The sequence below is a fragment of the Cupriavidus taiwanensis genome, assembly GCF_900250075.1.
GTDB classification, from domain to species: Bacteria; Pseudomonadota; Gammaproteobacteria; order Burkholderiales; family Burkholderiaceae; genus Cupriavidus; species Cupriavidus taiwanensis_C.
The window spans coordinates 1,167,700-1,193,260 of record NZ_LT977071.1 but is presented as its reverse complement, the minus strand read 5'-3'; the positions used below and the strand labels follow the sequence as shown (position 1 = coordinate 1,193,260).

19 protein-coding genes are annotated in these 25,561 nt (G+C 70.6%); 6 read left to right on the top strand and 13 right to left on the bottom strand.

The features are described from left to right. Positions 1 to 2,481 (top strand): Ig-like domain-containing protein (locus tag CBM2588_RS21790; RefSeq protein ID WP_115682439.1); only part of this gene is annotated, 2,481 nt, incomplete at its 5' end. Positions 2,482 to 2,537: 56 nt separating this feature from the next. Here the strand turns inward: CBM2588_RS21790 and CBM2588_RS31700 are convergent. Continuing rightward, positions 2,538 to 2,861, bottom strand: coding sequence for a hypothetical protein (locus CBM2588_RS31700; protein ID WP_439897460.1), 324 nt, complete (start codon positions 2,859 to 2,861; stop codon positions 2,538 to 2,540). Here CBM2588_RS31700 and CBM2588_RS21785 point away from each other — a divergent pair. Genes CBM2588_RS21785 through CBM2588_RS21775 form a run of 3 tightly spaced genes read left to right on the top strand, consistent with a single transcriptional unit; the run spans position 2,860 to position 7,482 of the window. Then, positions 2,860 to 4,062, top strand: a complete 1,203-nt coding sequence (locus CBM2588_RS21785; protein WP_439897459.1) for a TolC family protein — start codon at positions 2,860 to 2,862, stop codon at positions 4,060 to 4,062. The two genes, CBM2588_RS31700 and CBM2588_RS21785, sit on opposite strands and share 2 nt — an antisense overlap. Then, complete coding sequence (locus tag CBM2588_RS21780) at positions 4,046 to 6,277, top strand: type I secretion system permease/ATPase (protein ID WP_115682437.1); 2,232 nt, start codon at positions 4,046 to 4,048, stop codon at positions 6,275 to 6,277. Before CBM2588_RS21785 ends, CBM2588_RS21780 begins: the two co-directional genes overlap by 17 nt. Positions 6,278 to 6,330: 53 nt before the next feature. After that, on the top strand, positions 6,331 to 7,482 hold the full coding sequence (locus CBM2588_RS21775; RefSeq protein WP_115683686.1) for an HlyD family efflux transporter periplasmic adaptor subunit: 1,152 nt from the start codon (positions 6,331 to 6,333) through the stop codon (positions 7,480 to 7,482). A 30-nt stretch (positions 7,483 to 7,512) separates the two neighbouring features. Here CBM2588_RS21775 and copD read toward each other — a convergent pair whose 3' ends face one another. From copD to CBM2588_RS21755, 4 genes are read right to left on the bottom strand one after another with little or no spacing between them, the layout of a single operon-like run. Beyond that, entirely contained in the window at positions 7,513 to 8,460 is a 948-nt protein-coding gene (gene copD / locus CBM2588_RS21770; protein WP_115682436.1) for a copper homeostasis membrane protein CopD, read from the bottom strand. After that, entirely contained in the window at positions 8,461 to 8,847 is a 387-nt protein-coding gene (copC, locus tag CBM2588_RS21765) for a copper homeostasis periplasmic binding protein CopC (RefSeq protein WP_111516735.1), read from the bottom strand. 49 nt (positions 8,848 to 8,896) lie between these two features. Further along, complete coding sequence (locus tag CBM2588_RS21760) at positions 8,897 to 9,949, bottom strand: copper resistance protein B (protein ID WP_115682435.1); 1,053 nt, start codon at positions 9,947 to 9,949, stop codon at positions 8,897 to 8,899. 26 nt (positions 9,950 to 9,975) lie between these two features. After that, on the bottom strand, positions 9,976 to 11,871 hold the full coding sequence (locus CBM2588_RS21755) for a copper resistance system multicopper oxidase (protein ID WP_231942230.1): 1,896 nt from the start codon (positions 11,869 to 11,871) through the stop codon (positions 9,976 to 9,978). 179 nt (positions 11,872 to 12,050) lie between these two features. Between CBM2588_RS21755 and CBM2588_RS21750 the strand changes: the two genes are divergently transcribed. Both CBM2588_RS21750 and CBM2588_RS21745 read left to right on the top strand, forming a co-directional pair. Then, positions 12,051 to 12,776, top strand: a complete 726-nt coding sequence (locus CBM2588_RS21750) for a heavy metal response regulator transcription factor (RefSeq protein ID WP_115682433.1) — start codon at positions 12,051 to 12,053, stop codon at positions 12,774 to 12,776. Continuing rightward, positions 12,773 to 14,170 (top strand): heavy metal sensor histidine kinase, encoded by a 1,398-nt coding sequence (locus CBM2588_RS21745; protein ID WP_115682432.1) that lies wholly within the window; start codon positions 12,773 to 12,775, stop codon positions 14,168 to 14,170. Before CBM2588_RS21750 ends, CBM2588_RS21745 begins: the two co-directional genes overlap by 4 nt. Before the next feature lie 216 nt (positions 14,171 to 14,386). On the opposite strand, the gene CBM2588_RS21740 is transcribed toward CBM2588_RS21745, so the two are convergent. The 8 genes from CBM2588_RS21740 to CBM2588_RS21705 form a co-directional block, all read right to left on the bottom strand. Then, on the bottom strand, positions 14,387 to 16,855 hold the full coding sequence (locus tag CBM2588_RS21740) for a CHASE2 domain-containing protein (RefSeq protein WP_115682431.1): 2,469 nt from the start codon (positions 16,853 to 16,855) through the stop codon (positions 14,387 to 14,389). Then, a complete protein-coding gene (locus CBM2588_RS21735; RefSeq protein WP_439897458.1) occupies positions 16,833 to 18,536 on the bottom strand; it encodes a FecR domain-containing protein in 1,704 nt (567 codons plus the stop codon). Before CBM2588_RS21735 ends, CBM2588_RS21740 begins: the two co-directional genes overlap by 23 nt. Continuing rightward, positions 18,529 to 19,254 (bottom strand): response regulator transcription factor, encoded by a 726-nt coding sequence (locus CBM2588_RS21730; RefSeq protein WP_115682430.1) that lies wholly within the window; start codon positions 19,252 to 19,254, stop codon positions 18,529 to 18,531. The genes CBM2588_RS21735 and CBM2588_RS21730 overlap by 8 nt, the downstream gene beginning before the upstream one ends. A gap of 249 nt (positions 19,255 to 19,503) precedes the next feature. Then, a complete protein-coding gene (gene pelG, locus CBM2588_RS21725) occupies positions 19,504 to 20,874 on the bottom strand; it encodes an exopolysaccharide Pel transporter PelG (RefSeq protein WP_115682429.1) in 1,371 nt (456 codons plus the stop codon). A 2-nt stretch (positions 20,875 to 20,876) separates the two neighbouring features. Next, positions 20,877 to 22,472 carry a GT4 family glycosyltransferase PelF gene (pelF, locus tag CBM2588_RS21720; RefSeq protein WP_115682428.1) on the bottom strand — a complete coding sequence of 532 codons (1,596 nt, stop codon included), beginning with the start codon at positions 22,470 to 22,472 and terminating at the stop codon, positions 20,877 to 20,879. Then, a complete protein-coding gene (locus tag CBM2588_RS21715; RefSeq protein ID WP_115682427.1) occupies positions 22,469 to 23,455 on the bottom strand; it encodes a tetratricopeptide repeat protein in 987 nt (328 codons plus the stop codon). The genes pelF and CBM2588_RS21715 overlap by 4 nt, the downstream gene beginning before the upstream one ends. Continuing rightward, the gene (locus tag CBM2588_RS21710) at positions 23,448 to 24,887 is read right to left on the bottom strand and encodes a PelD GGDEF domain-containing protein (RefSeq protein WP_115682426.1); all 1,440 of its coding nucleotides are present in this window, start codon (positions 24,885 to 24,887) and stop codon (positions 23,448 to 23,450) included. Before CBM2588_RS21710 ends, CBM2588_RS21715 begins: the two co-directional genes overlap by 8 nt. Positions 24,888 to 24,952: 65 nt before the next feature. Beyond that, a complete protein-coding gene (locus tag CBM2588_RS21705; RefSeq protein WP_439897457.1) occupies positions 24,953 to 25,525 on the bottom strand; it encodes a penicillin-binding protein activator LpoB in 573 nt (190 codons plus the stop codon). Between the last annotated feature and the right edge of the window lie 36 nt (positions 25,526 to 25,561).

Sequence of the window (25,561 nt, the reverse complement as noted above, 5' to 3'; positions counted from 1 at the left end):
ACCCTGGCCGGCACCGCCGAAGCCGGCAGCACCGTCGATATCGACCTCGATGGCGATGGCAACCCGGAGGGCACCGTCACCGCCGACGCCACCACCGGCGCCTGGACCTACTCGCCCGCCGGCGGCCTGCCCGATGGCGCGGTTGCCAGCGTGACCGCCACCGATGCCGCCGGCAATACCAGCGGCCCCGCCACGGTGACCATCGACGCCGTGCCGCCCGCGGTCCCGGCAATCACCAGCGTCACCGACGACAACCCGGTCAGCACACCGCTGGCTTCCGGCGACAGCACCAACGACACCACACCGACCCTGACGGGCACTGCCGACCCCGGCAGCACCATCAACATCTTCAACGGCGCCACGCTGATCGGCACCACCGTTGCCGATGCCACCACCGGCGCGTGGAGCTTCACCCCGACCACGCCGCTGACCGATGGCCCGTACGCGCTCACCGCCACCGCTACCGATGCGGCAGGGAACATCAGCGCACCGACCGCCGCCTTCAACCTGACGGTGGATACGGCAGCACCCGCTGACCCGATCATCACTGTTGCCAACGGCACTACCCTGTCCGGCACCGCCGAAGCCGGCAGCACCGTCAATATCGACCTCGACGGCGACGGCAACCCGGAGGGCACCGTCACCGCCGATGCCACCACCGGCGCGTGGACCTACTCACCCGCCGGCGGGCTGTCCGATGGGGTGCTCGCCAGCGTTACCGCCACCGATGCCGCCGGCAATACCAGTGGCCCCGCCACGGTGACCATCGATGCCGTGCCGCCGGCGGTCCCCGCGATCACCAGCGTCACCGACGACAACCCGGTCGCCAGCCCGCTGGCCTCGGGCGACGGCACCGACGATTCCACGCCGACCCTGGCGGGCACGGCCGATGCCGGCAGCACCATCAGCATCTTCAACGGCACCACGCTGCTCGGCACCACCGTCGCCGATGCCACCTCCGGGGCGTGGAGCTTCACCCCGACCACGCCGCTGACCGACGGTCCCTATGCGCTGACCGCCACCGCGACCGATGCGGCAGGGAACACCAGCGCGCCGACCGCCGCCTTCAACCTGACAGTCGATACCGTCGCACCGACCGCCACGGTGGCGGTCACGGCGCTTACCGACGACACCGGTGCCACCGGCGACTGGATCACCGCCGACACCACGCCCGTCGTCAGCGGCACGCTCAGCGCGGCGCTGGCCGCCAACGAGAGGCTGGAAGTCAGCATCGACGGCGGCGCCACGTGGACCGACGCCGTGGTCACTGGCAACACCTGGCAATGGTTTCCGCCGGGCCAGCTCGCGGACGGCACCTACACCATCACCACGCACGTGACCGACAGTGCCGGCAACATCGGCGCGGTCACCACCCAGAACTTCACGGTTGCGCAGCAGGCAGCGCCCGAGGCCGCCGTGAATGAAGCCGGGGGCTTGCTCGGCATTGCCGATGCCAACCTGCTGGGGCTGATCGACCTGAGTGCGCAGCAGTTCTTCACCGCCAGCGACTACAACGAGAACATCAACAGCGTGGTAATCGAGTATGGCGGCCTGCTGGGCGTTGGCATGCAGCGGCTCAACGCCAGCCTGGCGTTGGCCGCCGAACTGGGGCTGACCTTCAGCGTGGTAAACGACCCGGGCATCCTGGGCGTGATCGGCCCGTCGTCGACGCTGTCGATCTCCGCCGTCGGCGGCGGGCCGATCGATAACCTGAGCCTGAACGAACTGCTCGGTTCGATCACATTGGAAGGCGGCCTGGCGGGCGTTAGCCTGAGTCTTCTCGACGCCATGACGATCACCGCGACCGACACCACGGGGCTGACTACCACGTCCACCGGCAGCCAGCTTGTCAGCGCCGGCGTGCTGGACACCCTGCTCGGCGCAAGCCAGCCGTCGGCGATCATCGAAGGTGACGCCACCGGCAATACCCTCACGGGCAGCACTGGCAACGACCGCCTCTATGGCTACGACGGCAACGACACCATCAACGCCGGCGCCGGCAATGACCTGGTGCGCGGCGGCGCGGGCGATGACACGCTCAATGGCGAAGGCGGCAACGACGTGATCATCGGCGGCGCCGGCAACGACACCATGAGCGGCGGCCCCGGCACCGACGTGTTCCTGTGGGAGGCCCGTGCCAACGACGGCACCGGCGGCAACGGCGCGGACGTGATCACGGATTTCACCGTGGGCACCGCGCCGGGGCAGGCCGGCAACGACGTACTCGATGTGTCCGCGCTGCTGGTCGGCTACGCAGCCGACGCCAACGGCCCCGCCCACTACCAGAATGGCGTGGCCACCATCGATGCGGGCGACAACATCGGCCAGTACCTCAGCGCCACGCAGCAGGGCGCCGACACCGTGATCACCATCGACCGCGACGGCGCCGGCACGGACTACAGCGCACAGACGCTGGTGACGCTGAACAACGTGACCACCAACCTGGAGACCTTGCTGGCCAACCAACAGATCCTGGTCTGACCCCGCAGCCCCCGGCCCGGCGGCATGCGCGAGCAGCCGGGCCGGCCGTGGCGCCGTCATGCACGCATGCCGGCGCGATCGATACATCCGGACGGCATCGCCATCTTGTTCACAGTCAGACTGACCCTTGACGCCGGCGCAAGCGCCGGCCCCGGCTTCGGCCTCTCCTGGTTTCCCGGTTTCACCGCCTCGCGCGCGGCAAAACCGCTTTTGGGCACATTGCTCGCGACGCTGCTCGCGGCCATGTCGATGGCCGGGCCGGCGGTTGCTGCGCCGGTACCAGCGCTTGCCGCCACGGCCACGCCGGCCACCGCGCCGGCGCCGAATGCGGCCACATCGAACGGTGTGCCGGCGGCTTTGCGAATCCCGCTGGCGGGCATGGCGCTGCACGAGGCCGTGGGCATCGCGATCTCGCGGCATCCCGATATCGGCCGCGCCAACGCAGTGGTGGCGCAGAGCGAGGCCGAGATCGCAGTGGCGCGTTCGGCCTGGTATCCCAAGCTGGAATACGGCGTGCGCCCGGGCTACGGCGGCAGCTTCGGCAGCGGCGGCAACGACATGGGCGCGCGCGCTTCGGTGGGTGTGAGCCAGCTGCTGTACGACTTCGGCCGCACCGCCAGCAAGATCTCGGCTGCGGACGCCTCGCTGGTGCAGCGCCGCCATGAGCTGTCCGACACGGTCGAGCAGATCGCCTACAACACCGCCTCGATCTATATCGAATTGGCCGCCAGCCAGGCGGTGATGGCGGCCGCGCAGCGCCAGCTCGAGACGCTGGCGGTCACGCGCGACAAGATCGGCCAGCGCGTGCGCGCGGGGCTGTCGGTCAGTTCGGACGGCACCATGGCAGACGTGGCGATCCAGCGTGCCCGTACCGAGGTGCTGCGCGCGCGCACCCGTTTCGACGTGGCCGCGTCGCGCCTGGCCGAGCTGATCGGCGTGCGGCCCGAACGCGTGGCCGAACTGGCGCGCACCGAAGACGAGGTCCGCGGCCTGGGCGACGAGGGCGAAGACATCGAGCACACACCCAAGGTGCTGGCCGCCGCTGCCGCGGCCGAGGTCGCGCACGCGCGCGTGACGCTGGCAGAGGCCGAGCGCTTCCCGTCGGTCAGCGTCGGCGCCAGCCGCTCGGTGTCGACCGGCCGCGCCAATGCCAACGACGACACCTGGATCGGCGTGGCGATCGCCGGCGACTTTTCGCTGGGGGGGCTGAACCGGCACCGCATCGACGCCGCCCGCGCCGGCCAGCGCGCCGCCCAGCAGGCGCTGGACAATGAGCGGCTGCTGGCCCGCACCACGCTGCATTCCGCCGCCACCGAGGCGGCCGGCGCCGCGGCGCGCACGCAAAGCTATGCGCAGATGATCGCGCTGCTGCGCGCCTCGCGCGACCTGTACTGGCAGGAATACATCCTCAACAAGCGGACCTTGACCGACGTGCTCAATCCCGAGCGCGAGATCTTCCTGGCCGAGCAGGAATGGATCGGCGCGGTCGCCGACGGCATGCTGGCGCGCATCAAGGCGCACGCCGCCACCGGCAGGTTCGTGGCCTTGCTGCGGGAGCACGATAGTGCAAGCCACCCTTGACGCACCGAGCGCCGGCACTACGCCGGCCGGAGCCAGACCCCACGATGGCGGCGCGCCGGCGCAGCCCGCGCAGCCGGCATTGGCCTGGGCCGAGGCGCTGCTGCTGGCCGCCCGCCAGCTCGGACTGTCGCCTTCGCCGGAACTGGTACGTGGCGCCGCCGCCTGGACCGACCGCGCCGACGCCGAGCGCGCGGTGGTCGAGATGGCCGCCGCCGCGGGCTTGTCGGCCCAGTTTGCCGACCTGCCCGCGGCCGCGCTGTCGCCGCTGCTGCTGCCCGCGCTGGTGGTGCTGGACGGAGCGCAGATCGCCCTGCTGACGGGCGTCGCCGACGGCAAGGCGGTGCTGCAGCTGCCCACCGATGCCGGCACCATCGAGCGCACCCCCGCGCTGGCGGCACTGGCACGGCACGGCGACGGCGCCGTGCGCCTGCTGCTGGTACGCGAACGGGTGGCGCCGCGCAGCGGCCGTCTCGACGCCTACCTGGCAGCGCGCCCGGAAGGCTGGCTCGGCAGCATCTTCACCGCCAACTGGCGCACGCTGGTGGAGCTGGGCGCCGGCTCGCTGTTCGGCAACCTGCTGGCGGTGGGCACCTCGCTGTTCGCGATGCAGGTGTGGGACCGCGTGGTGCCGGCGCGTTCGCTGCATACGCTGTGGGTGCTGGCCAGCGGCGTGGCGCTGGCACTGGTGCTGGAGCTGCTGATCCGCACCGTGCGAGTGTCGATCGCCGATCATTTCGGCAAGCAGGTCGATCAGCGGCTGTCGGCAATGTTCTTCGCGCGTGTGCTGGATATCCGCAACGATGCGCGTCCGCGCTCGCCCGGCACGCTGGTGGCGCAGCTGCGCGACCTGGAGCAGTTGCGCGAGCTGCTCACCTCGAGCACGCTCGGGGTGCTGATCGACCTGCCCTTCGTCGCCGGCTTCCTGGTCATCATCTGGCTGCTTGGCGGCTGGCTGGTGCTCGTGCCGCTGGCGGCGATCCCGCTGCTGGTGCTGCCCGGGCTGGTGGCGCAGATTCCGCTGGCGCGGCTGTCGCGGCAGGGCATGAGCGAGGCCGCGCTGCGCAACGCGATCCTGATGGAATCGATCTACCGGGCCGAGGACATCAAGACCCTGCAGGCCGAGCCGCGCTTTCGCAAGCTGTGGGACCAGGTCAACACGGTCAACGGCGAGATCGGCCTGCAGCAGCGCTTTATCGCCGGGCTGCTGCTGAACCTGTCGCAGACGGTGCAGCAGCTGGCCTATGTCGGGGTGCTGGTGGCAGGCGTGCATGGCATCCTGGATGGGGGCCTGTCGTTCGGCGCGGTGCTGGCCTGCTCGATCCTGACCAGCCGCACCATCGCGCCGCTGTCGCAGATCCCAGCGGTGCTGGGGCGCATCCAGAACGCGCGCGTCGGCAAGCAGGGACTGGACGCACTGCTGAGCCTGCCGCTGGACCATGACCCGGCGCGCGACGCGTACCACCGGCCCGCGCTGGTGGGGCGCTATCGCTTCGAGCAGGTGGTGTACGGCTTCGACCCGCAGGAAAAGCCGGTGCTCAACATCCCGCAGCTGCAGATCGCGGCCGGCGAGCGCATCGCGGTGCTGGGCCGCGTCGGCGCCGGCAAGTCCACGCTGCTGCGCCTGCTGGGCGGGCTGGCGACGCCGGTGCAGGGCCGCATCCTGTTCAACGACACGCCCTTACTGCTGATCGATTCCGCCGACGTGCGCCGCGACGTCGGCATGGTGATGCAGGAATCCAGCCTGTTCTACGGCAGCTTGCGCGACAACCTGCTGGTGGCCGATCCGCTCGCTACCGACGAGGCCATGCTGCAGGCGCTGCGGCTGGCGTGCGCGGACCGGCTGCTGCTGAACCAGGTGCACGGGCTCGACCTGACCATCCGCGAGAACGGCGTGGGCCTGTCCGGCGGCCAGAAGCAGGCGCTGATCCTGGCGCGCACGCTGCTGCGTGCGCCCAGCGTACTGCTGCTGGACGAGCCCACCGCGTCGCTGGACGAGGCCACCGAGCAGGCCGTGATCGGGCGGCTGCGGCCCTGGCTGGGCCAGCGCACGCTGGTGGTGGCCACGCACCGCTACGCGGTGCTGGCGCTGGTCGATCGCATTATCGTCGTCGACAACGGGCGCATCGTGCGCGACGGCCCCAAAGATGTTGTGCTTGCCGCGCTGCGCGGCAAGGGCGCGCAGGCCGCGAGCGCGCCGGACGCGCCAGGAGGCTGAACATGTGCACGGACATGGGCATGGACACGAAAGCGGCCGCGGCCGCGGACTGGATGCGCATCGGCGGCGAGCCGGCGGGCCCGCGCTACCTGCTGTGGGTGATCGTGGCGGCGCTGACGCTGTTCCTGCTATGGGCGGCGCTGGCCGGGCTCGACGAAGTGGCGATCGGCGAGGGCCGCGTCACGCCGGCGTCCAAGGGCCAGATCATCCAGAGCCTGGAGGGCGGCATCCTGGCCGAGCTGGCGGTGCGCGAGGGCGACGTGGTCGAAGCCGGACAGCAGCTGGCCACGCTCGACCCGGTGCAGGCGCGCGCTTCGATGGAAGAGACGCTGGAGCGGATCGCGGCGCTGCAGGCGCGCGCGGCACGGCTGCACGCGGAAATGAACGATGCCGCCAATGTTGCCTTCCCGGCCGAGCTGGCCGGCAACGCCGCAGTGGTCGATCGCGAGCGCCAGCTCTTCACCGCCAACCGTCGTGCCTTCCGCGAGAACGTCGGCAACCTGCGCGAGCAGCTGCGGCTGGCCGAGAACGAACTGCAGATCGCCATCCCGCTGCTGCGCACCGGCGCCACCAATGAAGTCGAGGTACTGCGGCTGCGGCAGAAGGTGGCCGAGTTCTCGACCAAACTCGCGGCCACCCAGAGCGAATACTACGTGGCGCTGAAGGCCGACTACGCCACCACCATGGCTGACCTCGGCCCGCTGCTGAAGGTGCGCGAAGGCCGTGCCGACCAGTTGCGCCGCACCGCCATCAACTCGCCGGCGCGCGGCATCGTCAAGGACATCCGCGTCTCCACCATCGGCGGCGTGGTCAGCCCCGGCGGCGTGCTGATGGAAATCGTGCCGCTGGGCGACCAGTTGCTGATCGAGGCGCGGCTGAGCCCGCGCGACATCGCCTTCATCCACCCGGCGCAGCCGGCCACGGTCAAGATCACGGCGTTCGAGCCGTCGATCTACGGCACGCTGCCGGCCCGCGTCGACCGGATCTCGCCCGACACCATCGAAGACCAGGTCGACAAGCGCATCTACTACTACCGTGTCTACGTGCTGACCGACCACGCCTACCTGGAAACCAGCGACGGCAAGCGCCACCCGATCCTGCCCGGCATGGTTGCCACGGCCGAGATCCGCACCGGCCGCCGCACCGTGCTGGATTACCTGCTCAAGCCGCTGCGCCGCGCCGCCGAGGCCTTGCGCGAGCGCTAAGGGTGGTCCGCCCGCCCCGCGGCACGGCCTTCATGCCGGCGTCGGCGACTGCATGCCCAGCACCGCCACCAGCGCCAGCACCAGCGCGGCGATGCCGGCTTCGAACAGCAAGCTGCGCCGCAGCGCCTGGACTGCCCGCAGCGCCGGGCCCCGCTCGCCCGTGCGCGCGGCCGCTTCCAGCCGTGGCGCCAGCGCAAACCGGTTCGCCGCCGCCAGCCCGAGCATGGTGGCAAACAACGCCAGTTTGGCCGCCAGCAGCCCGCCGTAGGACATCGGCGCGAAATCCGGCAGCACCGGCCCGACGATGAGCCAGTAATTGAGCACGCCGGTAATCACCAGCAGCGCCACGATGCGGGTACCGATGCGCGCGAAGCCGTTGGCGCTGCGGCTCAGCAGCGCCAGGGCCTCGCCGGGCGGCGTCGGCCCGGGCCACGCCATCAGCAAAAACGCCGCCAGCGCCCCCACCCATGCGCCCGCGGCCAGCAGGTGGGTCACGTCCGAGGCCAGGTGCAGGTAGCGCACCACGCCGTCGTGCATCGCGCCATGCCCGCCCCACGCCAGCGTGGCCAGCGCCACGCCGCCATACGCGGCCAGCACGGCGCAGGTCGCACGCACGCGATGCAAGCGGCGCAGGTTCATGCCGGCCAGCACGAACAACAGCAGCGCCGCCACGCGCGCGCACCAGGCCACGCCGAAATCGGTCCCGGTGACGATCATCGCCAGAACATGGGCCTGCAGCGCGGCATAGTCCGAGACGCCCGTCATGGCGCGCGCCATCTCGACCAGGGCCAGCAGCGACAGCGCGATGCCCGTGCCGGCGCCACCCAGCGCGAGCGCCCGGCAACGGCGCGCGAAGCGGCCGGCGCGTTCGTCCCGATGCAGTGCGTAGAGGCAGAACAGCGGCAGCCCGAACACCAGCGCGAGGTCGAGATAAAGCGCCAGGCGTAGCCCGGCGGCCAGCCATTGCGGCTGCGCCAATTACTTCACCGTGAACGTGACGTTGCCATTGACGGGATGGGTGTCGGAAGAGACCGCGCGCCAGTCCACCCGGTAGCTGCCCGGCGGCAGCGGCTGCGTGGGGGTGATGACCATGGTCTTGGGGTCATCGCTGCCCGAGACCTTCACGGCCATCTTCATCGGCGCATGGTTGGCCATGCCCGGCATCCCGGTCATCACCAGGTTGGCGCCGGAAAACTGGGTGACGAGGTTTTCGGAGAAGCGCAGCTCGATCTTCTGCGGCGCGGGCACCTCGGCCTTGTCGGCGGGCGTCGACGCTTCCAGCTTGGGATGCGCGAAGGCAAGGCTGCTGGCCAGCGCGGCAGTGGCCGCAATCATGGCGTGGATCAGGGGGCGATTGGCATGCATGATGGTCTCCGCTGAGGGATGTAGAAGTGGGATGGTCCGGGCGACCGCGTCAGAACCACACGCGCACGCCGGCGACGAAGCGCGTTTCGCCCGACTTGCCGCCGGCGCTGCGGATCATGTCCGCGGTATTGCCGAAGGCCTGGTAGCGCTCCACGCCGATATACGGGGCGAACTGCCGGCTGAACTCATAGCGCAGCCGCAGCCCCACGGTACCGTTGGACAAGCCGCTGCCGATGCCCACTTCCGGGTCGTTCTTGCCGTAGAGATTGGCCTCGATGCGCGGTTGCAGGATCAGGCGCTGCGTCAGCAGCAGCTCATACTCCGCCGACAGCCGCAGCGCGGTGCGGCCGCTGGTGCCGACATAGGCGGTGGCATCGACCTCGAACCAGTACGGCGCCAGCCCCTGCACGCCGAACGCCAGCCAGTTGCGCGCCGGGCGTCCGCTGCCGGCGTCGTTGCGCAGGCCCAGCTGGGTGTCCCAGTAGCTGGCCACGGCGTGGCCCCACAGCAGCTCGGTGCGGGCTTCGTGCAGCTTGCCCTTCGAGGCCTCGCCCTCGGCCTTGAGCACCAGCTTGTCGAAGCTGTTGCCGAACCATGCCTGCGCCTCGTAGGCGGCGGCATTGTGGCCGTTGGCATGGGCCCATTCCAGGCGGTCGACCAGCACCGACGCGAACAGGTGCTCGTCGGCCATCACCAGCTGGCGCTTGTCGCCCAGCGCATACTGGCCGACGCCGAGCTGGTAGCCGCCGGAATAGGCGTGCGGGTCGCGCGCGTCGGGCGGCGCGCTGCCGCCCTGCATTTTCATGTCGCCATGGTCCATCGCCGGGGCCGACTCTTGCGGCGGCGCGTTGGCGCCGTCCATGGTCTGGATCTCCGGCTGGTCCATGCCTTGCACCTGGCCGTGGTCCATCCCTTGCATCTGGCTGTGGTCCATGCCCTGCATCTGGCTATGGTCCATCCCTTGCATCGCGGCAGGCGCGGCCGGCGCGGCCTGTTGGCCATGGCCGTGCGCATGGCCGGCATGCGGGTCCTGCGCAAAGGCTGCGCCGATGGCGCCCAGCGCCAGCGCCGCGGCGAGCATGGTCTTCTTGTATCCGGGCATGACAATCGAGAGTTCAGCTTGCTTCATCAAGCCACCACCACTTCGCGGAACATGCCCGCATCCATATGCAGCATCAGGTGGCAATGCCAGGCCCAGCGCCCCAGGGCATCGGCCGTGACCAGGAAGCTGATGCGCTGCGCCGGCTGCACCGGGATGGTGTGGCGCCGCGCCTGGAAGCTGCCGTCGGGCGCCTCCAGCTCGCTCCACATGCCGTGGAGGTGCATGGGGTGGGTCATCATGGTGTCGTTGTGCAGGATCACGCGCAGCCGCTCGCCATGCTTGAAGTAGATCGGCGTGGACTTGCCGAACTCGACGCCGTCGAACGACCACGTATAGCGCTCCATATTGCCGGTCAGGTGCAGCTCGACCTCGCGCCCCGGCCCGCGTGCATCCATGGGCCCTCCGATGGTGTGCTGGTCGGCCAGCGTCAGCACGCGCCTGCCGTTATTGCGCAGGCCGATGCCAGGGTCGTCGAGGTTGGTGCGGGCCATGTCGACGCGCATGTCGGTGCTGGCGCCGTATTCGGTGCGGGCATGGCGCGCGGTCTTGCTGGGGACCCGCAGCGCATCGGCGGGCGCCATCGCGTGCTGGCTGTGATCCATGCCGGCGTGGTCCATGCCCGCCATCGGCATCGCGCCATGGCCGGCGTGAGCACCGTGGCCGCCATCTGCTCCATGGCCGCCATGGCCGGTCATCGCGCCCATCATGTCGGTCATGGTCAGCCATTCGGCGCGGTCCAGCGCGGGCACCGGCGCCGACAGGCCTTCGCGCACCGCCAGCGTGCCGCGCGCATAGCCGGTGCGGTCCATCGATTGGGCGAACAGGGTGTAGGCGTCGTCCTGCGGCGTCACGATGGCGTCGCAGGTCTCGCCGGGACCGAAGCGGAATTCGTCGACGCTGACGGGTTCGATGTCCTGGCCGTCGACCTGCACCACGCGCAGCTTGAGGCCGGGGATGCGCACGTCGTAGAAGGTGTTGCCCGAGCCGTTGATAAAGCGCAGGCGCACGGTCTCGCCGCGGCGGAACAGGCCGGTCCAGTTGCCCGCCGGCGTGACGCCGTTGGCCAGGTGGGTCAGGGTGGCGCTGGACAGGTCCGCCAGGTCGGTCGGGCTCATGCGCATCTGGTTCCACATGCGGCGCTTGTCCAGCGCCTGCTTCAGGCCGTCGCGCGACACGTCGCGGAAGAAGTCGACCACCGTGGGCTGGTTGTAGTTGTAGTAGTCGCCCTGGATCTTGAGCTTGTTCAGCACCCGCATCGGGTCTTCGTCGGTCCAGTCCGACAGCAGCACGGTATGGTCGCGGTCGGCGTGCGCGCGCTCGTGCCCGGAGGCCGGATCGATGACGATGCCGCCGTACACGCCGGTCATCTCCTGGAAGCCGGAGTGCGAGTGATACCAGTAGCTGCCGGTCTGCGCGACCTTGAAGCGGTAGGTGAAGGTCTCGCCGGGCGGGATGCCCGGGAAGCTGATGCCGGGCACCCCGTCCATCTGGTAGGGCAGGATGATGCCGTGCCAGTGGATCGAGGTGGCCTCGCGCAGGCGGTTGGTCACGCGGATGGTGACGGTGTCGCCCTCGCGCCAGCGCAGCGTCGGGCCGGGCAGCATGCCGTTGATGGTGGTGGCGATGGCCGGCTTGCCGGTGTAGTTGACCAGCGCTTCGCCGATCACCAGGTCGAACTCGGTGCCGCGCAGCACCGGGCCGGCACCGCTGGTCGCCGGGGCGGGCTGTCCCTCGCGCACGCCGCCGGCGTGCCCCGCATGCTGCGCCCACGCGCTGCCGCCAAACCCGGCCAGGCCGGCGACCACGCCTCCGGCGGCCAGCCCCTGCACGAAGCGGCGGCGCCGGAGGTCCGGCAATCCGGAGAGCGGATCAGGCAGCAAAAGAGGCAGCGCGGGGCGGCCGGGGCTTGGATGGCGTCGCATGTCACATCGGTTCGGTTAGTCGGCACCCCAAGCGTAGCCAGCTCCACCCTACCGAGGTCTGACCGGAACATGACAATCCGGTAATCTTGCGGTCATGTTGACGCCGGCAACGCCGGCGTAGAGTTGGCTGGCCGTAATAAGAAGCGATCGGCCGGCCCGATCGCATAAGGAAAGTGCTGATGAAACTGCTTGTGGTAGAGGACGAGTCCAAGACCGGCGAATACCTGCGACAGGGGCTGACCGAGGCGGGCTTCGTCGTCGACCTGGTGCGCAACGGGCTGGACGGCCAGCACATGGCCATGACCGAGCCCTATGACCTGATCATCCTGGACGTGATGCTGCCGGACGTCGATGGCTGGCGCATCGTGCAGGCGCTGCGCGCGGGGCAGAACCCGGTGCCGGTGCTGTTCCTGACCGCGCGCGACAGCGTGGCCGACCGCGTCAAGGGGCTGGAGCTGGGTGCCGACGACTACCTGGTCAAGCCGTTCGCCTTCTCCGAACTGCTGGCGCGCGTGCGCACGCTGCTGCGCCGCGGCACCGCGCAGATGACGCTGGACCGGATCCAGGTGGCCGACCTGGTGCTGGACCTGACCCGCCGCCGCGCCACGCGCGCCGGGCGCCGCATCACGCTGACCAGCAAGGAATTTGCGCTGCTGGAACTGCTGGCGCGCCGCCGCGGCGAGGTGCTGCCGCGCTCGCTGATCGCCTCGCAGGTGTGGGACATGAACTTCGATAGCGACAGCAATGTCATCGACGTCGCGATCCGGCGCCTGCGCGCCAAGATCGACGACGGCTTCGAGGCACGCCTGATCCAGACCGTGCGCGGCATGGGCTATGTGCTGGAAGCGCCCGAAGCCGCCGATGAAGCAGGCGCGCCGCCGGCACACGACGGGCAGCCCACATGACGCCCCGGCTGTCGCTGACGGCACGGCTCACCATCCTGTTCTCGCTGTCGTCGGCGGCGGTGCTGCTGGGGCTGGGGGTGCTGATCTGGCTGGCGATCGACGACCATTTCGCCGACGAGGACTACGCGGTGCTGGCTGACAACGTGCGGCTGATCGAGAAGATCGCCGCCGACGGCCCGGCGGCGTCACTGCCGCAACGGCTGGGGCCGGCGCTGGAACACCATGCCGGCTTCGTCGCCGAAGTGCGTGGCGCTGACGGCAAGCGCCTGTACGCCACGCGGGATTTCGACTTCCGCCCGGCGCTGGCTGCCGCCGCGCAGGCGCCGGCAGGCAACGACGCCTTTGCCTGGGAACAGCAGGGCCAGACCTACCGCGGCCTGCGCGCGCAGCTGGCGCTGGCGCATGCTGGTGCACAGTCGGGCGGCCAGCCGGGCGCGCTGCAGGTGCTGGTCGGCATGGACACGGCACTGCATGACCACTTCCTGCACGCGTTCCGCAACACGCTGGCCTTCTACGGCACGCTGGCGGCGCTGGCGAGCGGGCTGCTGGGCTGGTGGGCGGCGCGCCGCGGGCTGTCGCCGCTGCGCACCATGGCCTCACGCGCGCGCGCCGTCACCGCGCACAAGCTCGACGCGCGCATGCCGGTCGAGACCGTGCCGGTGGAAATGGCTGACCTGGCCGCCAACCTCAACGCGATGCTGGAGCGCCTGCAGCGCGACTTCGCGCGCCTGTCGGAATTCTCTTCGGACCTGGCGCACGAGCTGCGCACGCCGATCACCAACCTGATGACGCAGACCCAGGTGGTGCTGTCGCAGCCGCGCGATGCGGCGCGCTACCGCGACGTGCTGGCCTCGAACGTGGAAGAGTTGCAGCGGCTGTCGCGCATGGTCTCGGACATGCTGTACCTGGCCAAGACCGAGCATGGCATCACGCTGCCCAGCGCGGAACCGATCGAGGTGGCGGATGAAGTCGAGGCGCTGTTCGACTTCTACGATGCGCTCGCCGAGGACAAGGGCGTGCGGCTCACGCTGCGCGGCCGCGGGCGCATCACCGGCGACCGGCTGATGCTGCGCCGGGCGCTGAGCAACCTGTTGTCGAATGCGCTGCGGCATACGCCCGCGGGCAAGAGCATCGTGGTCGAGATCACGCCGGGCGCCGACGCGGTGCAGGTGGTGGTGGAGAATGAAGGCGAGACCATCCGGCCGGACCTGCTGCCCGCGCTGTTCGACCGCTTCTTCCGCGCCGACAAGTCGCGCGCGCGGCCCGAGTCGGATGGCGCGGGACTGGGGCTGGGGCTGGCGATCACGCAGGCCATCGTAACCGCGCACGGTGGCGCAATCGGCGTGTCGTCGGAGGCGGGCAAGACGCGTTTTACCCTGACGTTCCCCGCTTAGTTTTGCGCTTGGTTTTGCGCTTCGTTTCGTGCCTTGGGCAAAAAAGCCGCCCACGCCAGTTACAGCCGTGGGGGAGCTGGCGTGGGCGTGAAGACCGCCGGATGCGGCTCCAGCGGTGCTCCGATGCTACGCAAATCCCCCGTTTGCGACTGCCAACAATTGTGTCGGCGGCCGTAACAGGCAGTGCCCTGAAACGCGTGCCGGGCCGCGATCAGGTCATGCCGAGGCAGGCTGCGAGGTCGCGGAAAACGGCAGCTCGATGCGGAACACCGCACCCATGCCGGGCTGGCTGCGCACACTGGCCTGGCCGCCATGCCGCTCGGCCACGGCGCGCACCAGCACCAGGCCCAGGCCGGTCCCTTCCGGCGCGCCCTGCTGGCCTTCGTGCAGCCGCGCAAATGGCTCGAACAGCCGCGCCTGGTCAGCCTCGGCGATGCCCGGCCCATGATCCTGCACGGCCACCACGAAGCGCTCCGGCGCGCGCGTCAGCGACACCGTCACGGTCCCGCCCGCGGGGCTGAACTTGATCGCATTGCTGACCAGGTTGGCGATGGCGCGCACCAGCAACGCGGGTTCGCCCTGCAGCACCGCGGGGTCGTCGGGCAGGTCGATCTGCAAGGACACCTCGCGCGCCCTGGCCAGCGCCCACAGCTGGTCGGTGGCGTCGAGCACCAGCCCGCCGAGCTCCACCTCCATGAACGCCAGCGCCTTCGACTCCGCGCGCGCGACGCTGATGAAATCGTCGGCCAGCGTCAGCGTGCGGCGCGCATGCGCGCCGATGCGGGCCAGCACGCCGCTGCCTGCGGCGGCATCGCCGGTGCTGGAGCCCGCCTGATGCGCGCGACGCTGTTCCAGTTCGATCAGCGCCAGGATCGACGCCTGCGGCGAGCGCATGTCGTGCGACAGGAAACGCAGCATCTGCTCGCGCTGGCGCTCCGCCAGGCGGATCGCGGTGATGTCGATCACACTGACGATCAGGCCCGCCACGGCGCCGGATTCGCCATGCAGCGGCGCGCCATGCAGCAGGTAGCGGCGGTCGCCGCGCCCGGACACTTCGATGCCGCCCTCAGGCACCGGCGCCGCAGCCTGGGTCCACGCCGCCGGTGCGCCGGCGTAGCGATCGTGCAGCGCCTGCCAGTAGGCCAGCGCCGGTGCCGGTGCCGGGCACACCGCCTCGATCAGCGCGCGGATGCCGGGACGCGACAGGCCAGGCTCCACCGGCCCTTCCGGTACGCGCGCCAGCAGCGCCGGGGCCAGCCCCACGCAGCGCCGGTTGGCCAGCAGCACGCCGCCGTCGAGGTCGCAGATGGCGGTGGCATCGGGCAGGCTTTCCAGCCCGTCGGAAAGGAAGCGGCGCAGGCCGCGCAGCTGCGCGCTCATGCCGTAGACCGCGCGCATGCGGCTGTCGAGCGTGGCGCCGGGGTGGCGCGGCGCGGGCATCACGCCGGGCTCGCGCTCCAGCCGCGCCAGCTCGTCGCTGAGAAAGCGCAGCGCCGCTTCCTGGCGCAGCCAGCTCCACAACGGATAGAACAGCACGCAGCCCAGCACCGCGGCGGCCGGCGCGAACCATAGCCGCGCCAGCGCCAGCAGCGCCAGCGACCCCAGCAGCAGGCCGGCCAGCAGCAGCCCGGTGGCGACCAGCGCGCCGCGCGGCGGCAGCCGCAGCGCCGCCAGCGCCGCCAGCAGCACCGCCAGCACCGTGCCGCCCGCCTGCCATGCCGGCGACACCGCGACAATGGCATCGCCGTCGCTCACCGCCTGCACCGTGTTGGCCAGGATCTCGACGCCGCTCATGCCGCGGCCGTCACGCGAGACCGGTGTCGGCAGCACGTCGCCCATGCCGGTGGCAAGCGCGCCGATCAGCACCGCCTTGCCGGCAAACCTGGCCGGATCGACGCGGCCATCGAGCACGTCGCGCACCGACACGCGGGCGAAGGTGCCGGGCGGGCCGGCGTAGGGGATGCGCAGGCGGCCGCTGCGTTCCCAGCCATTGGCTTCGGCGACCACGGCGGGCTCGTGGCGCACGTTCTCTGGCAGCGCGCCCGCGCGGCCGAAGCCAGCCATCACCGCGGCCAGGTGCGGCACGCCAGCGGCGGCGACCGGATGCGGGCCTTCGCGCAGGTAGACCTGGCGCGCCACGCCATCGGTATCGACCACCATGTTGATATGGCCGACGGCAGCGCCCAGTCCGGACAGCGGGTAGCGCACCAGCATCCCGGCGGGACCGGGCTCGGCCAGCACCGGCAGCACCACGTTGCCGGCCAGCGCCATGCTGCGCGCCAGCACGGCGTCGTCCTGCGGATAGCGGGTATCGCGCTCGGACAGGATCACGTCGACGCCGATCACGCGCGGCCCGCCGGCGGCGATGCGTTCGATCAGCTGCGCCAGCACCGCGCGCCGCCACGGCCAGCGGCCGATGGCGGTGATGCTGGCGTCGTCGATGCCGACGATGACGATGTCGTTGCGGGCGGGATGAGGCTGGGCGCCGATGGCGATGTCGTAGGCGGCCAGGTCGGCGCGTTCGGTCCAGCCCTGGCGCGCCGCGAGCATTACCAGCGCCAGCACCGCGGCGGCCAGCAGGCACCATTCCACCAGCGTGCGCTGGCCGAAGGCGCGCCCAGCCGCACGCGGCTCCGCGCGTGCGCCCGGCGCGCGGGTTGCGTCAGTGGAGCCGGATGCGGCCACCGCCGTCCGGCCGGTCGCCCGAACCGATTGCGCCGCCCTGCCCGTCGCGCAGCATGGCGATGACTTCAATGCGCTGCGGCGCCGAGAACGCGGCCGGGTCGGGCGCCACGCCGGGCGCGGCGCGCGCCACGCGGATGAAATAGACCCCCGGCGCGGGGCGCGGCAGGTCGATGGCGTTGGTGGCGGTGTGCTCGTCCGCCAGCAGCGTGACAAAGCCCGCATCGGCCGCCAGCTGCACCCGGTAGCCGGGGCCGCTGCCGCCATCGGGCCAGCCGATGTGCAGCGCGCCGCCGTCGTCCTGCAGGGTGGGCACCGGCGGCTTGGGCTCGACGCGGAACGGCACCGCGTCCGACCACGGGCCCGGCAGGCCCGCCGCATCGACACTGCGCACGCGCCACCACCAGCGGCCCGGCGCCAGCGCCTGCGCGGCGGGCGACGCGGCGGCGGCGTGGACGGCGGCGTCGCGGGTAAAGGCGGCATCGGTGGCGAGCGCCAGCTCGTAGCTGGCCGCGCCCGGGACCGTGGCCCATTCGAAGCTCACGGCATCGGCATAGCGCACCGCATCCGCGGCGGGCTGCTGCGTGAACGGTGCCGGCGGGTTGAGCCGCACCGAGACCGGCGCCTGCGCGTCATGGCCGGTCAGCTGGTGCCGGTCGATGGCGCTGACGCTCAGGTACAGCGTGCCTTCCGGCAGGCCATCGACCCGCACCCGGACGGCATCGGCGCCGCTGGCGGTGCCGGTCCAGACCAGTTCGCTCAGCGCCGCATCGCGCGCCACCCGCACGCGGTAGGCCACGGCGCCCGGCACCGGTTGCCAGGCCGCCTCGAACGAGGGCCCCAGCACGGTTTCATTCGGCGGCAGCAAGACCGGCGCCGGCAGCAGCGCCACCGGCTGCGACAGCTTGCCGCCGGCCGACACGCCGATACCAAAGCCGGCCTCGAGCGACGCCGCCGCGGTCATCGCGCGCTCCGGTGCCGCTGCCGCTGTCGATCTTGCGCGCGCGGCGCTGACGCCGACACGGCCTTGCAGCACCTCGCTGCGGCTGCCGCCGGCATCGGCCGAAACCCGGTAACGGGTGCCGCGCACGCCGGTCACCATCATCGGCGTATGCATCTCGAAGCGGCCGACGCCACCGCCCTCGGGCGCCACGCGGGTCTCGGCGGCCCCCTTGTCGAGGCGGATCACGGTGTCGACCAGGCCGCTGCGCGCGAACGTGCGCAGCCGGTTCACCGCCACCGTGGTCGCGGGCGGCAAGGTGACGCGGGTGCGGTCCGGCAGCTCCAGCGTGACCGAGCCGCCGGCAGGAGTCTCGATGCGCGCTGCCTCGTCAAGGGTCATGCCCATTTGCACCGGCCGGCCGTTGGCGCGCACCTCGCCGCTGACGTAAACCACGCGCGCCGACGCCGCCTGCTCCGGGATCTGGCTCAGCGGGATGCGCACGCGCGACCCCGGCACCAGCCGGTACGGATCGGCCACGCCGTTCAGGCGCTGCAGCGTGCGCCAGCCCTGCTCGGATGCCATGTAGCGCGAGGCCAGCCCGATCAGCGTATCGCCCGGTTCCACCACGTAGATGAAGTCGGCGCCCTGCGCGCCCGCGGGCCCGGCCTGCGCCGGCACTGCTGCACCGGCCAGCACGGCCAGCGCGATACCACGCACGGCCCTAAGCACGAACCTACGCATCGCGGTCCTCATCCGCCTGCGCTTCGGCGGCGGAAATCTCCTCGAAACGATAGCCGTGCGAATACACCGAGGTCAGCCGCACGCCGTTCTCGGGGCGCAGCCCCAGCTTCAGGCGCAAGCGGGAAATATGCGTGTCGAGCGTGCGCGAGCCCGCCCCCATGGCGCGGCCCCACACCGCCTGCTCCATCACCTCGCGCGCCAGCAGGCGCCCGGTATTGCGGAACAGGAACAGGGCCAGCTCATATTCGCGCGGCGACAGCACCGCGGCTTCGCCGCCGACGGTGATGGTGCGCGCGTGGGTATCGACGGTATAGTTGCCGCGCCGGATCAGCTCGACTTCCTGCGCGGCCTCCGGGTAGGCGCGGCGGAGCAGCGAGCGCACGCGCGCGACCAGCTCGCCGGCGCGGATGGGCTTGAGCATGTAGTCGTCGGCGCCCACCGTCAGGCCGTCGACGATATCGGATTCGGCGGTACGGCTGGTGACGAACAGGATCGGCGGCATGTTGCCGGACTTCTGCCGCACCCAGCTGACCAGCTCATAGCCGCTGGTGCCGGGCAGCTGCCAGTCGACCAGCAGCAGGTCGTAGGCGCGCTCGCGCAGCGCGCGCAGCAAGTCGGCCCCGTTGGCGAAGGATTCGCATTCGAAACCGGCTTCGCCCAAAATCTGCCGGATCAGTTCGGCCTGATCCGGATCATCCTCCACGGATGCAATTCGCATACCTCTACACCCTTCTGCCAGCTTCCGACTGCAACTGCGGTCTCTGCCACGGCGTGTCGACGGCTCGGCCGGCAAGTCATTCTTTGTATTTCACCCTGGCAAGGGGGCGCGGCCGTCGATCTGAACCGGCGGGCCAGGCCGAAGCCCGCCGGCTGCCGCCATGTTACCCAATCGCGGCCCATTCCGTCGAGACGCCCCGAGGTGGGGTGCGCCGGCGTGCCCACCTGGCACCATTGCACCCTGCGCACGCTATTGCAGCATGTAGGTCTCGTACTCCAGCCGCTCGAGCTTGTGGTCCAGCATCGCCAGCGCCAGCGCCACCACCACCAGCAGCGACACCGCGAAGCCATAGCCATACCAGGCCGGCCCCAGCTGCAGCGTCACCAGCGTCAGGGCGCAGTTCAGCACCACGAACAGCGCGGTCAACAGCAGCACCTCGCGGCGCCGGTCCAGGTAGAAGTAGATGTTGAGCACGCCCAGCAGCACCACCTGCAGGCTGGCGCCGATCACGTCGACGTACAGCAGCGGCAGGTACAGCTCGGAAATGCCCAGCAGCCGCAGCACCCAGGTACCGACCGCGAACAGCAGCAGCGCGGCAATGGCCTGCACCTTGACGATCTCGTACAGCCCCAGCCGGATGGTCTGGACCATGGTGTTGCGCATGTCCTCGATATGCTCGAGCGAGCTGCCGCCGCGCACCGCATCGTAGAACGCGTCGTAGTATTCGACGAAATCGGTCTCGATTCGCACCAGGAACACCGCCATGCCGGGAATGATGGCGAGGTAGGCCAGGAACACCGGGATGTCGTAGATGATCGACGCGCGCAGCGGCCCGATCACCTGGTGGCCGGTGGACGGCGCGTACCAGAACATGAACTTGTCGATCCAGATGCCCAGGTTGTAGAGCAGCCCGATCGCCACCAGGCTGGGGTAGGCATAGCGGCGCCGGAACACCTCGAACGAGATGAACTGGCGGCTGGTGTAGTTGCGGTAGATCAGGGTCACCATGCCGGTCAGCAGGCACAGCTGGCCCGCGACAAACCCGCCCAGCAGCCCTTCCATGCCGTAGCGGCGCAGCCCCAGCGCGGCCGCCACCGAGACCGCGTAGCCCAGCAGGAAGGTCCAGACGATGGCCTTGTACTGCTTCATGCTCGACAGGAAGATCGCGGCGATCCAGATATTGCTCAGCACCACGAAGCCCGCCACCATCAGCAGCCGGTACAGCACCGACTGCTCGCCGAAGCTGAACGCCGCGCACGCCACGCCGATGCCGCCCGACAGCACCGTGGCCAGCAGCGCCACGGCGTGGTAGTTGCTGAGGATCAGGTGGTCGCGCTTCTCGAACAGCCGGTCCGAGGTAAAGCGCGTGAACGACAGCTGCATCGGCCCGGTCAGGATCAGGCTGCCCGCGATCAGGTAGGTCACCGAGACCTGGAACTGCGTGATCAGCGTGCCCGGCACCACGAACGGCAGGCTCAGCATGCCGATCAGCAGGATGCCGACGATCGACAGGATCCACGGCCCCGAGCTGATGATGCCGGCATACGCGTAGGCGCTCAGCATGCCGGACAGGTTGTCCCGCCGCAGCATCTTGCGCAGCTCGAATCCAATCCCAGCCATGCTCAGGCTCCTCGGTGGACCGGGCAGCGCGCGGGATTGCCGCCGTGCCGTGCTGGTCCGTCATGCCCGGCGCCGTCGGGCTGCGCCATCAGCCGTTGATACAGTTCGCGGTAGCTGCCGACCATGCGCTCCTGGGTGTAGTAGCGCTCCACGCGCGCCACGCCCGCGGCCTGCGCCGCCTGCCAGCGCGCCGGCTCGCGCAGCAGCCCGAGCGCGGCCGCGGCCAGCGCGGCGGGGTCGGCGATGCGCACCACCTCGCCCGCCTGGCCCAGCGCGGCGTCCTCGCCGGGCAGGCCGAACAGCAGCTCGCGGCACGAGCCCACGTCGGTGGTCACGCACGGCACGCCCGCGGCAAAGCCCTCCAGCACCACCAGCGGCAGCGCCTCGCTGATCGAACTGAGCACCAGCACGCCCACCTGCGGCAGCAGCGCGTCGATGCGCTGGAAGCCGAGGAATTTCACCTTCTTTCCCAGGCCCAGGCTTTCGGCCAGGCTGCGGCATTCGCGCGCGTATTCCGGGTCTTCGTCCTCCGGGCCGGCGATCCAGCCTTCGGCCTCGGGGTATTCGCGCACCACCGTCAGCATCGCGCGGATAAAGGTCTTGACGTCCTTGATCGGCACCACCCGGCCGATCAGGCACAGCACCGGCGGCACCCCCGGCTGGCGCCGCGCGCGCAGCGGCGCCAGGCGCGGCAGGTCGATGCCGTTGGGGATGCTGCGCGTGCGCGCCTCGGGCGCGCCGTCCTGCACCTGGCGGCGGCGGTTGCCTTCGTACAGCGCGACGATGTCGTCGCCGGCGTCGTAGCAGACCCGGCCCAGGGTTTCGAAAAAGCGCACCCACAGCTCGCGGAAGTAGCTGATCTGGGAGATGTCACGCTCGAACACATTGCGGTTGTCGCGGATCCACTGGCTCTGGAACAGGTCGATCTTGCGTTCCTTGGTATAGATGCCGTGCTCCGACACCAGCAGCGGGCGCTGGTTGCGGTGGCGCAGCAGCGCGCCCAGAAAACCCGCATAGCCGGTGGAAACGGTGTGGTAGACGCGCGCCGGGATCAGCCCGTCGGCAATCCGCACCAGCTGCCACAGCGGCTTGTGCATGATGCGCACGGTCCAGAAGTAATCGGTGAACGACGGGTCGGTGCAGAAGCGCCGGTATTGGTCGGTGATGGTCTGCCAGGCACGGCGGCTATACAGGAATGCGTCCTCGCCCAGCGCGCCGCCTTCGCGCAGCGCCGGCATCAGCTCGCGGATCATCGCGCCGGCCTCGGCCTCGCGGCCCGGCTCGCGCAGCAGGTCGTGCAGGCGGTCGGCGGCGTCGAACGCCTTCGCGTCGCCGCTGCGGCCCTGCGCCAGCGGCGGCGGCGGGAAGTCATAGAGATAGTGCGTTTCCAGGTGCACCACGTTGGCCGGCAGCTGGTAGGCCATATCGCCATAGTCCTCGCGCCGGCTGCCGATAAAGACGATGCCGAAGCGCAGCTCGGGGAACGCGCGGATCATCTGGTTGACCCAGCTCGACACGCCGCCGCTCACGTACGGGAAGGTGCCTTCGAGCAGCAGCATGACGTCGGCGGATGCCGCTTTCAACAGGATCTCGCTCATGATTGCCAGTACCGCAGCAGGGGCCGCACCAGCGGGAGCGGCGAGGGGCTGTCAAACGATGCCATCAGCTGTCGCACCGCGGCGTAGTCGCGCTCCAGGTAGGCGGCTTCGGCCAGGTGCGGCAGCACGCGCTCGCGCGCGAAGCCGAGCGCCTCGGCGCGCTGCAGCCAGGCGCGCGCCTCGCGCGGGGCGTTGCGCGCCAGCGCCAGGCGCCCGCGCATGTACCACAGCGAGGCAATGCCGTCGTCGTGCGACAGCGCCGCGCTGGCGTAGCGCTCGACCTGGCTGGCGGTATAGCGGTAGACGTCGCCCTGCACCAGGTTCTGGTAGATCAGTTCCCAGTACAGGTCGGCCAGGCGCTTGCTGATCTCGGCGCGCTCGCTCGGACTGTAGGCGGTTTCCAGCCGCGGCAGCTCGGCCAGGATCTGCTGGGTCAGCTGCTTCTCGGCGCCGTCCAGCATGCCGTAGGCCAGCAGCCGGATATCGTCGGCGCTGTCGGCCAGCAGCTCGCGCAGCACCGGGCTGACGGTGCGCGCCGGCATCGACTGCATCGCCACCAGCGCGGTCATGCGCTCCGGCAGCGGCGCGCGCGCATTGCCCAGCTGCGCCCGCAGCCGCGCGCCGCCGCCGTGCGTGACGCGCGACATCAGGTGCGTGACGAACTCGGGCAGGCCCACGGTGCCGATGCCGCTGGTGTCGATGCGGCGCGGGAACAGCTTCGACAGCAGGTAGCTGCCCACGCACACCAGCGCGCCGCCGAGCGGCACGAAGAAGCAGAACAGCGCCAGGAAGCCGTAGCTCCACGCGAACGGCACGCGCATGCGCCGCGGCAGCAGGCGCCACAGGAGCAGCGCCGTCAGCGCCGCGGCCACCGCCTGCATGCCCAGGAACGCCAGCAGCAGCGCGGTGCTGTTGCCGGCGCGCGCCAGCAGCGCCAGCGCGGCGATCTGGGCGGCCAGGCCGCCGGCGCCGAACTTAAACATGGGGCGCTTCCCCGGCCGCCGGTGCCGACCGCGCCGCCGTGCCGTCGACCTGAGCCCGGCGCAGCAGCTTGACCAGCGCCTCTTCCGCGCCGGTCGCGGGCACCGCCAGCGAGTAGACGCCGATGCCGGCGCTGGTGAAATCGGTGCCGAATTGCGCGCGCAGCATGTCTTCGATGCGCACCAGGTAGGCCGCCACGGCCTGCGCATCGGATAGCGGCATCAGCGTCAGCATGGCGCGGTGGTGGGGATTGACCAGCGGCCAGGCCACGTCCAGCGCGCGCCGGCTGCGCACCACCTGCTCGAACAGCGCATCGCGCTCGGGATCGGTGTCGAACACCAGCGCCACCACCGAGCTGTCGATGCCGGTCTCGCGCTGCAGCCGCGACAGGCGCGCATAGTCCAGCGCAAACGGATACGGGCATGCCGGCAGCGCCGCCAGGATGGTGCGGGTGGCGCCGACATGCTCGACGCCGTCGGCGTAGTAGCCCAGCAGCACCATCAGCATCTGCAGGTTCTCGTAGTTGAGCGACAGGAACGGCATGCGCTCCACCACCAGCAGGCCAATCAGGTGGTCGGAGCCCGCCAGCACCGGCGCCACCGCCACGTAGCGCGTGCGCGCATCGTGCTGCAGGCCCTCGGCGCGCAGGTGGGCCAGCTGGCGCGTGTCCAGGCAGTGGCGCACCAGCGGATCGGTGGGGTCGAGGGTGAAGGCCGGGCCAATGCTGGCCGCGGGCTCGGCGTCGACGCGCTCGCCGTTGCAGGCGTAGAGCGCGGCCGCCTCGACCTGGCAGGCCTGCGCCACCACCTGCAGCACCGGCTGCGCGCCGGCCAGCACGTGGCCGCCGCGGGCGGCCTCTTCCAGCGCCACGCCGCGCAACTGCGACAGGGTGTCGCGCAGCGTGGTGGGCCGCGCCAGCAGGTCGTTTTCCAGCCGCGAGTGGGAGATGCGCAGCAGGTAGTGGTTCTTGGTCAGCGCCGCCAGGCGCTCGTCCAGGTAGCGGTTGACGGCGCGCGCGCGCGCCAGGCGCGTGCCCCAGACATCGCCGAACTGCCCCGCCACCAGCACCAGCAGCAGGCCGCCCAGGAAGAACAGGCGCGGGAACGGGCCGGGCATCACGCCGGTCTGGTGGTACACATACCAGGCGCCCAGCAGCATCAGCACGCTGCCCACGCCGATCAGCGTGCCGTAGCGCAGCGCCAGGACCACCGGCAGCAGCCAGGCCCACGGAAAGCCCATGCCCAGCAGCAGCGGGTTCTGCGGCAGCACCAGCCAGGCCAGCCCCAGCGCGGCCAGCATTGCCACCACCAGTTCCACCACGGCGGCCGGCCCGGTGACCGCGGGCGCGAGCAGGCGCGCATAGCGCCCGCCCAGGCCGATGCCCTGTCCCTGCCGCGCGCGATAGGTGTTGTCAGCCGTCTTGGCCACGCTCATCCCCTTGCTCCAACCATCCATCGCCGCGCTGGCGCGGCGCCGTGCCGATCAACGCCACCCTCACCTCAGCCCTGCATCAGCGGCGCCAGCAGGCGGCGCAGCAGCTTCTGCGCGGTGCCCGACAGCGAGGCGCGGCTCCAGCCGCTGTCGCTGCCGGTGGCGGACCACACCACTTCGCCGCTGTTCACGTCGAGCAGCTGCAGCGAGATGCCGACCGCCGGCTCGCCGTCCACGCCCACCTTGTAGCGCCATTCCTGCACCGCGCCGGTGAGCGCATAGCGGGCCTTCTCGGCGCGCGCCCATTCCAGCGCCTTGCCCACCGCCTCGCGCTCGGCCGGCTCGAACAGCGTTTCCGGGTTCAGCGCGGCCGGATAGCGCTTCAGGCTGGCCACGCCGCCGGTCTTGAGCAGGCTCTCGGCGATGGCTTCGGCGCGCAGGCCGGCCTGCGGCGTCTCGGTGTAGTTGACGATCGGCAGCACCGCGATGGTCTCGCCGCGCGCCAGCGCCGGCGCGCGGCCGACGTCCGTCACCGCGCAGCCCGCCAGCCACAGCGCCGCGCCCAGCGCGCCGCACCATGCCGCCAGCCGCCTCGCCACCGTCTTGCCCGTCATGCCCGTGCCTTGCTTGTCCATTTTCATCCCCTTTTTCCGTATTGCCATATCTGTTGATGCCCC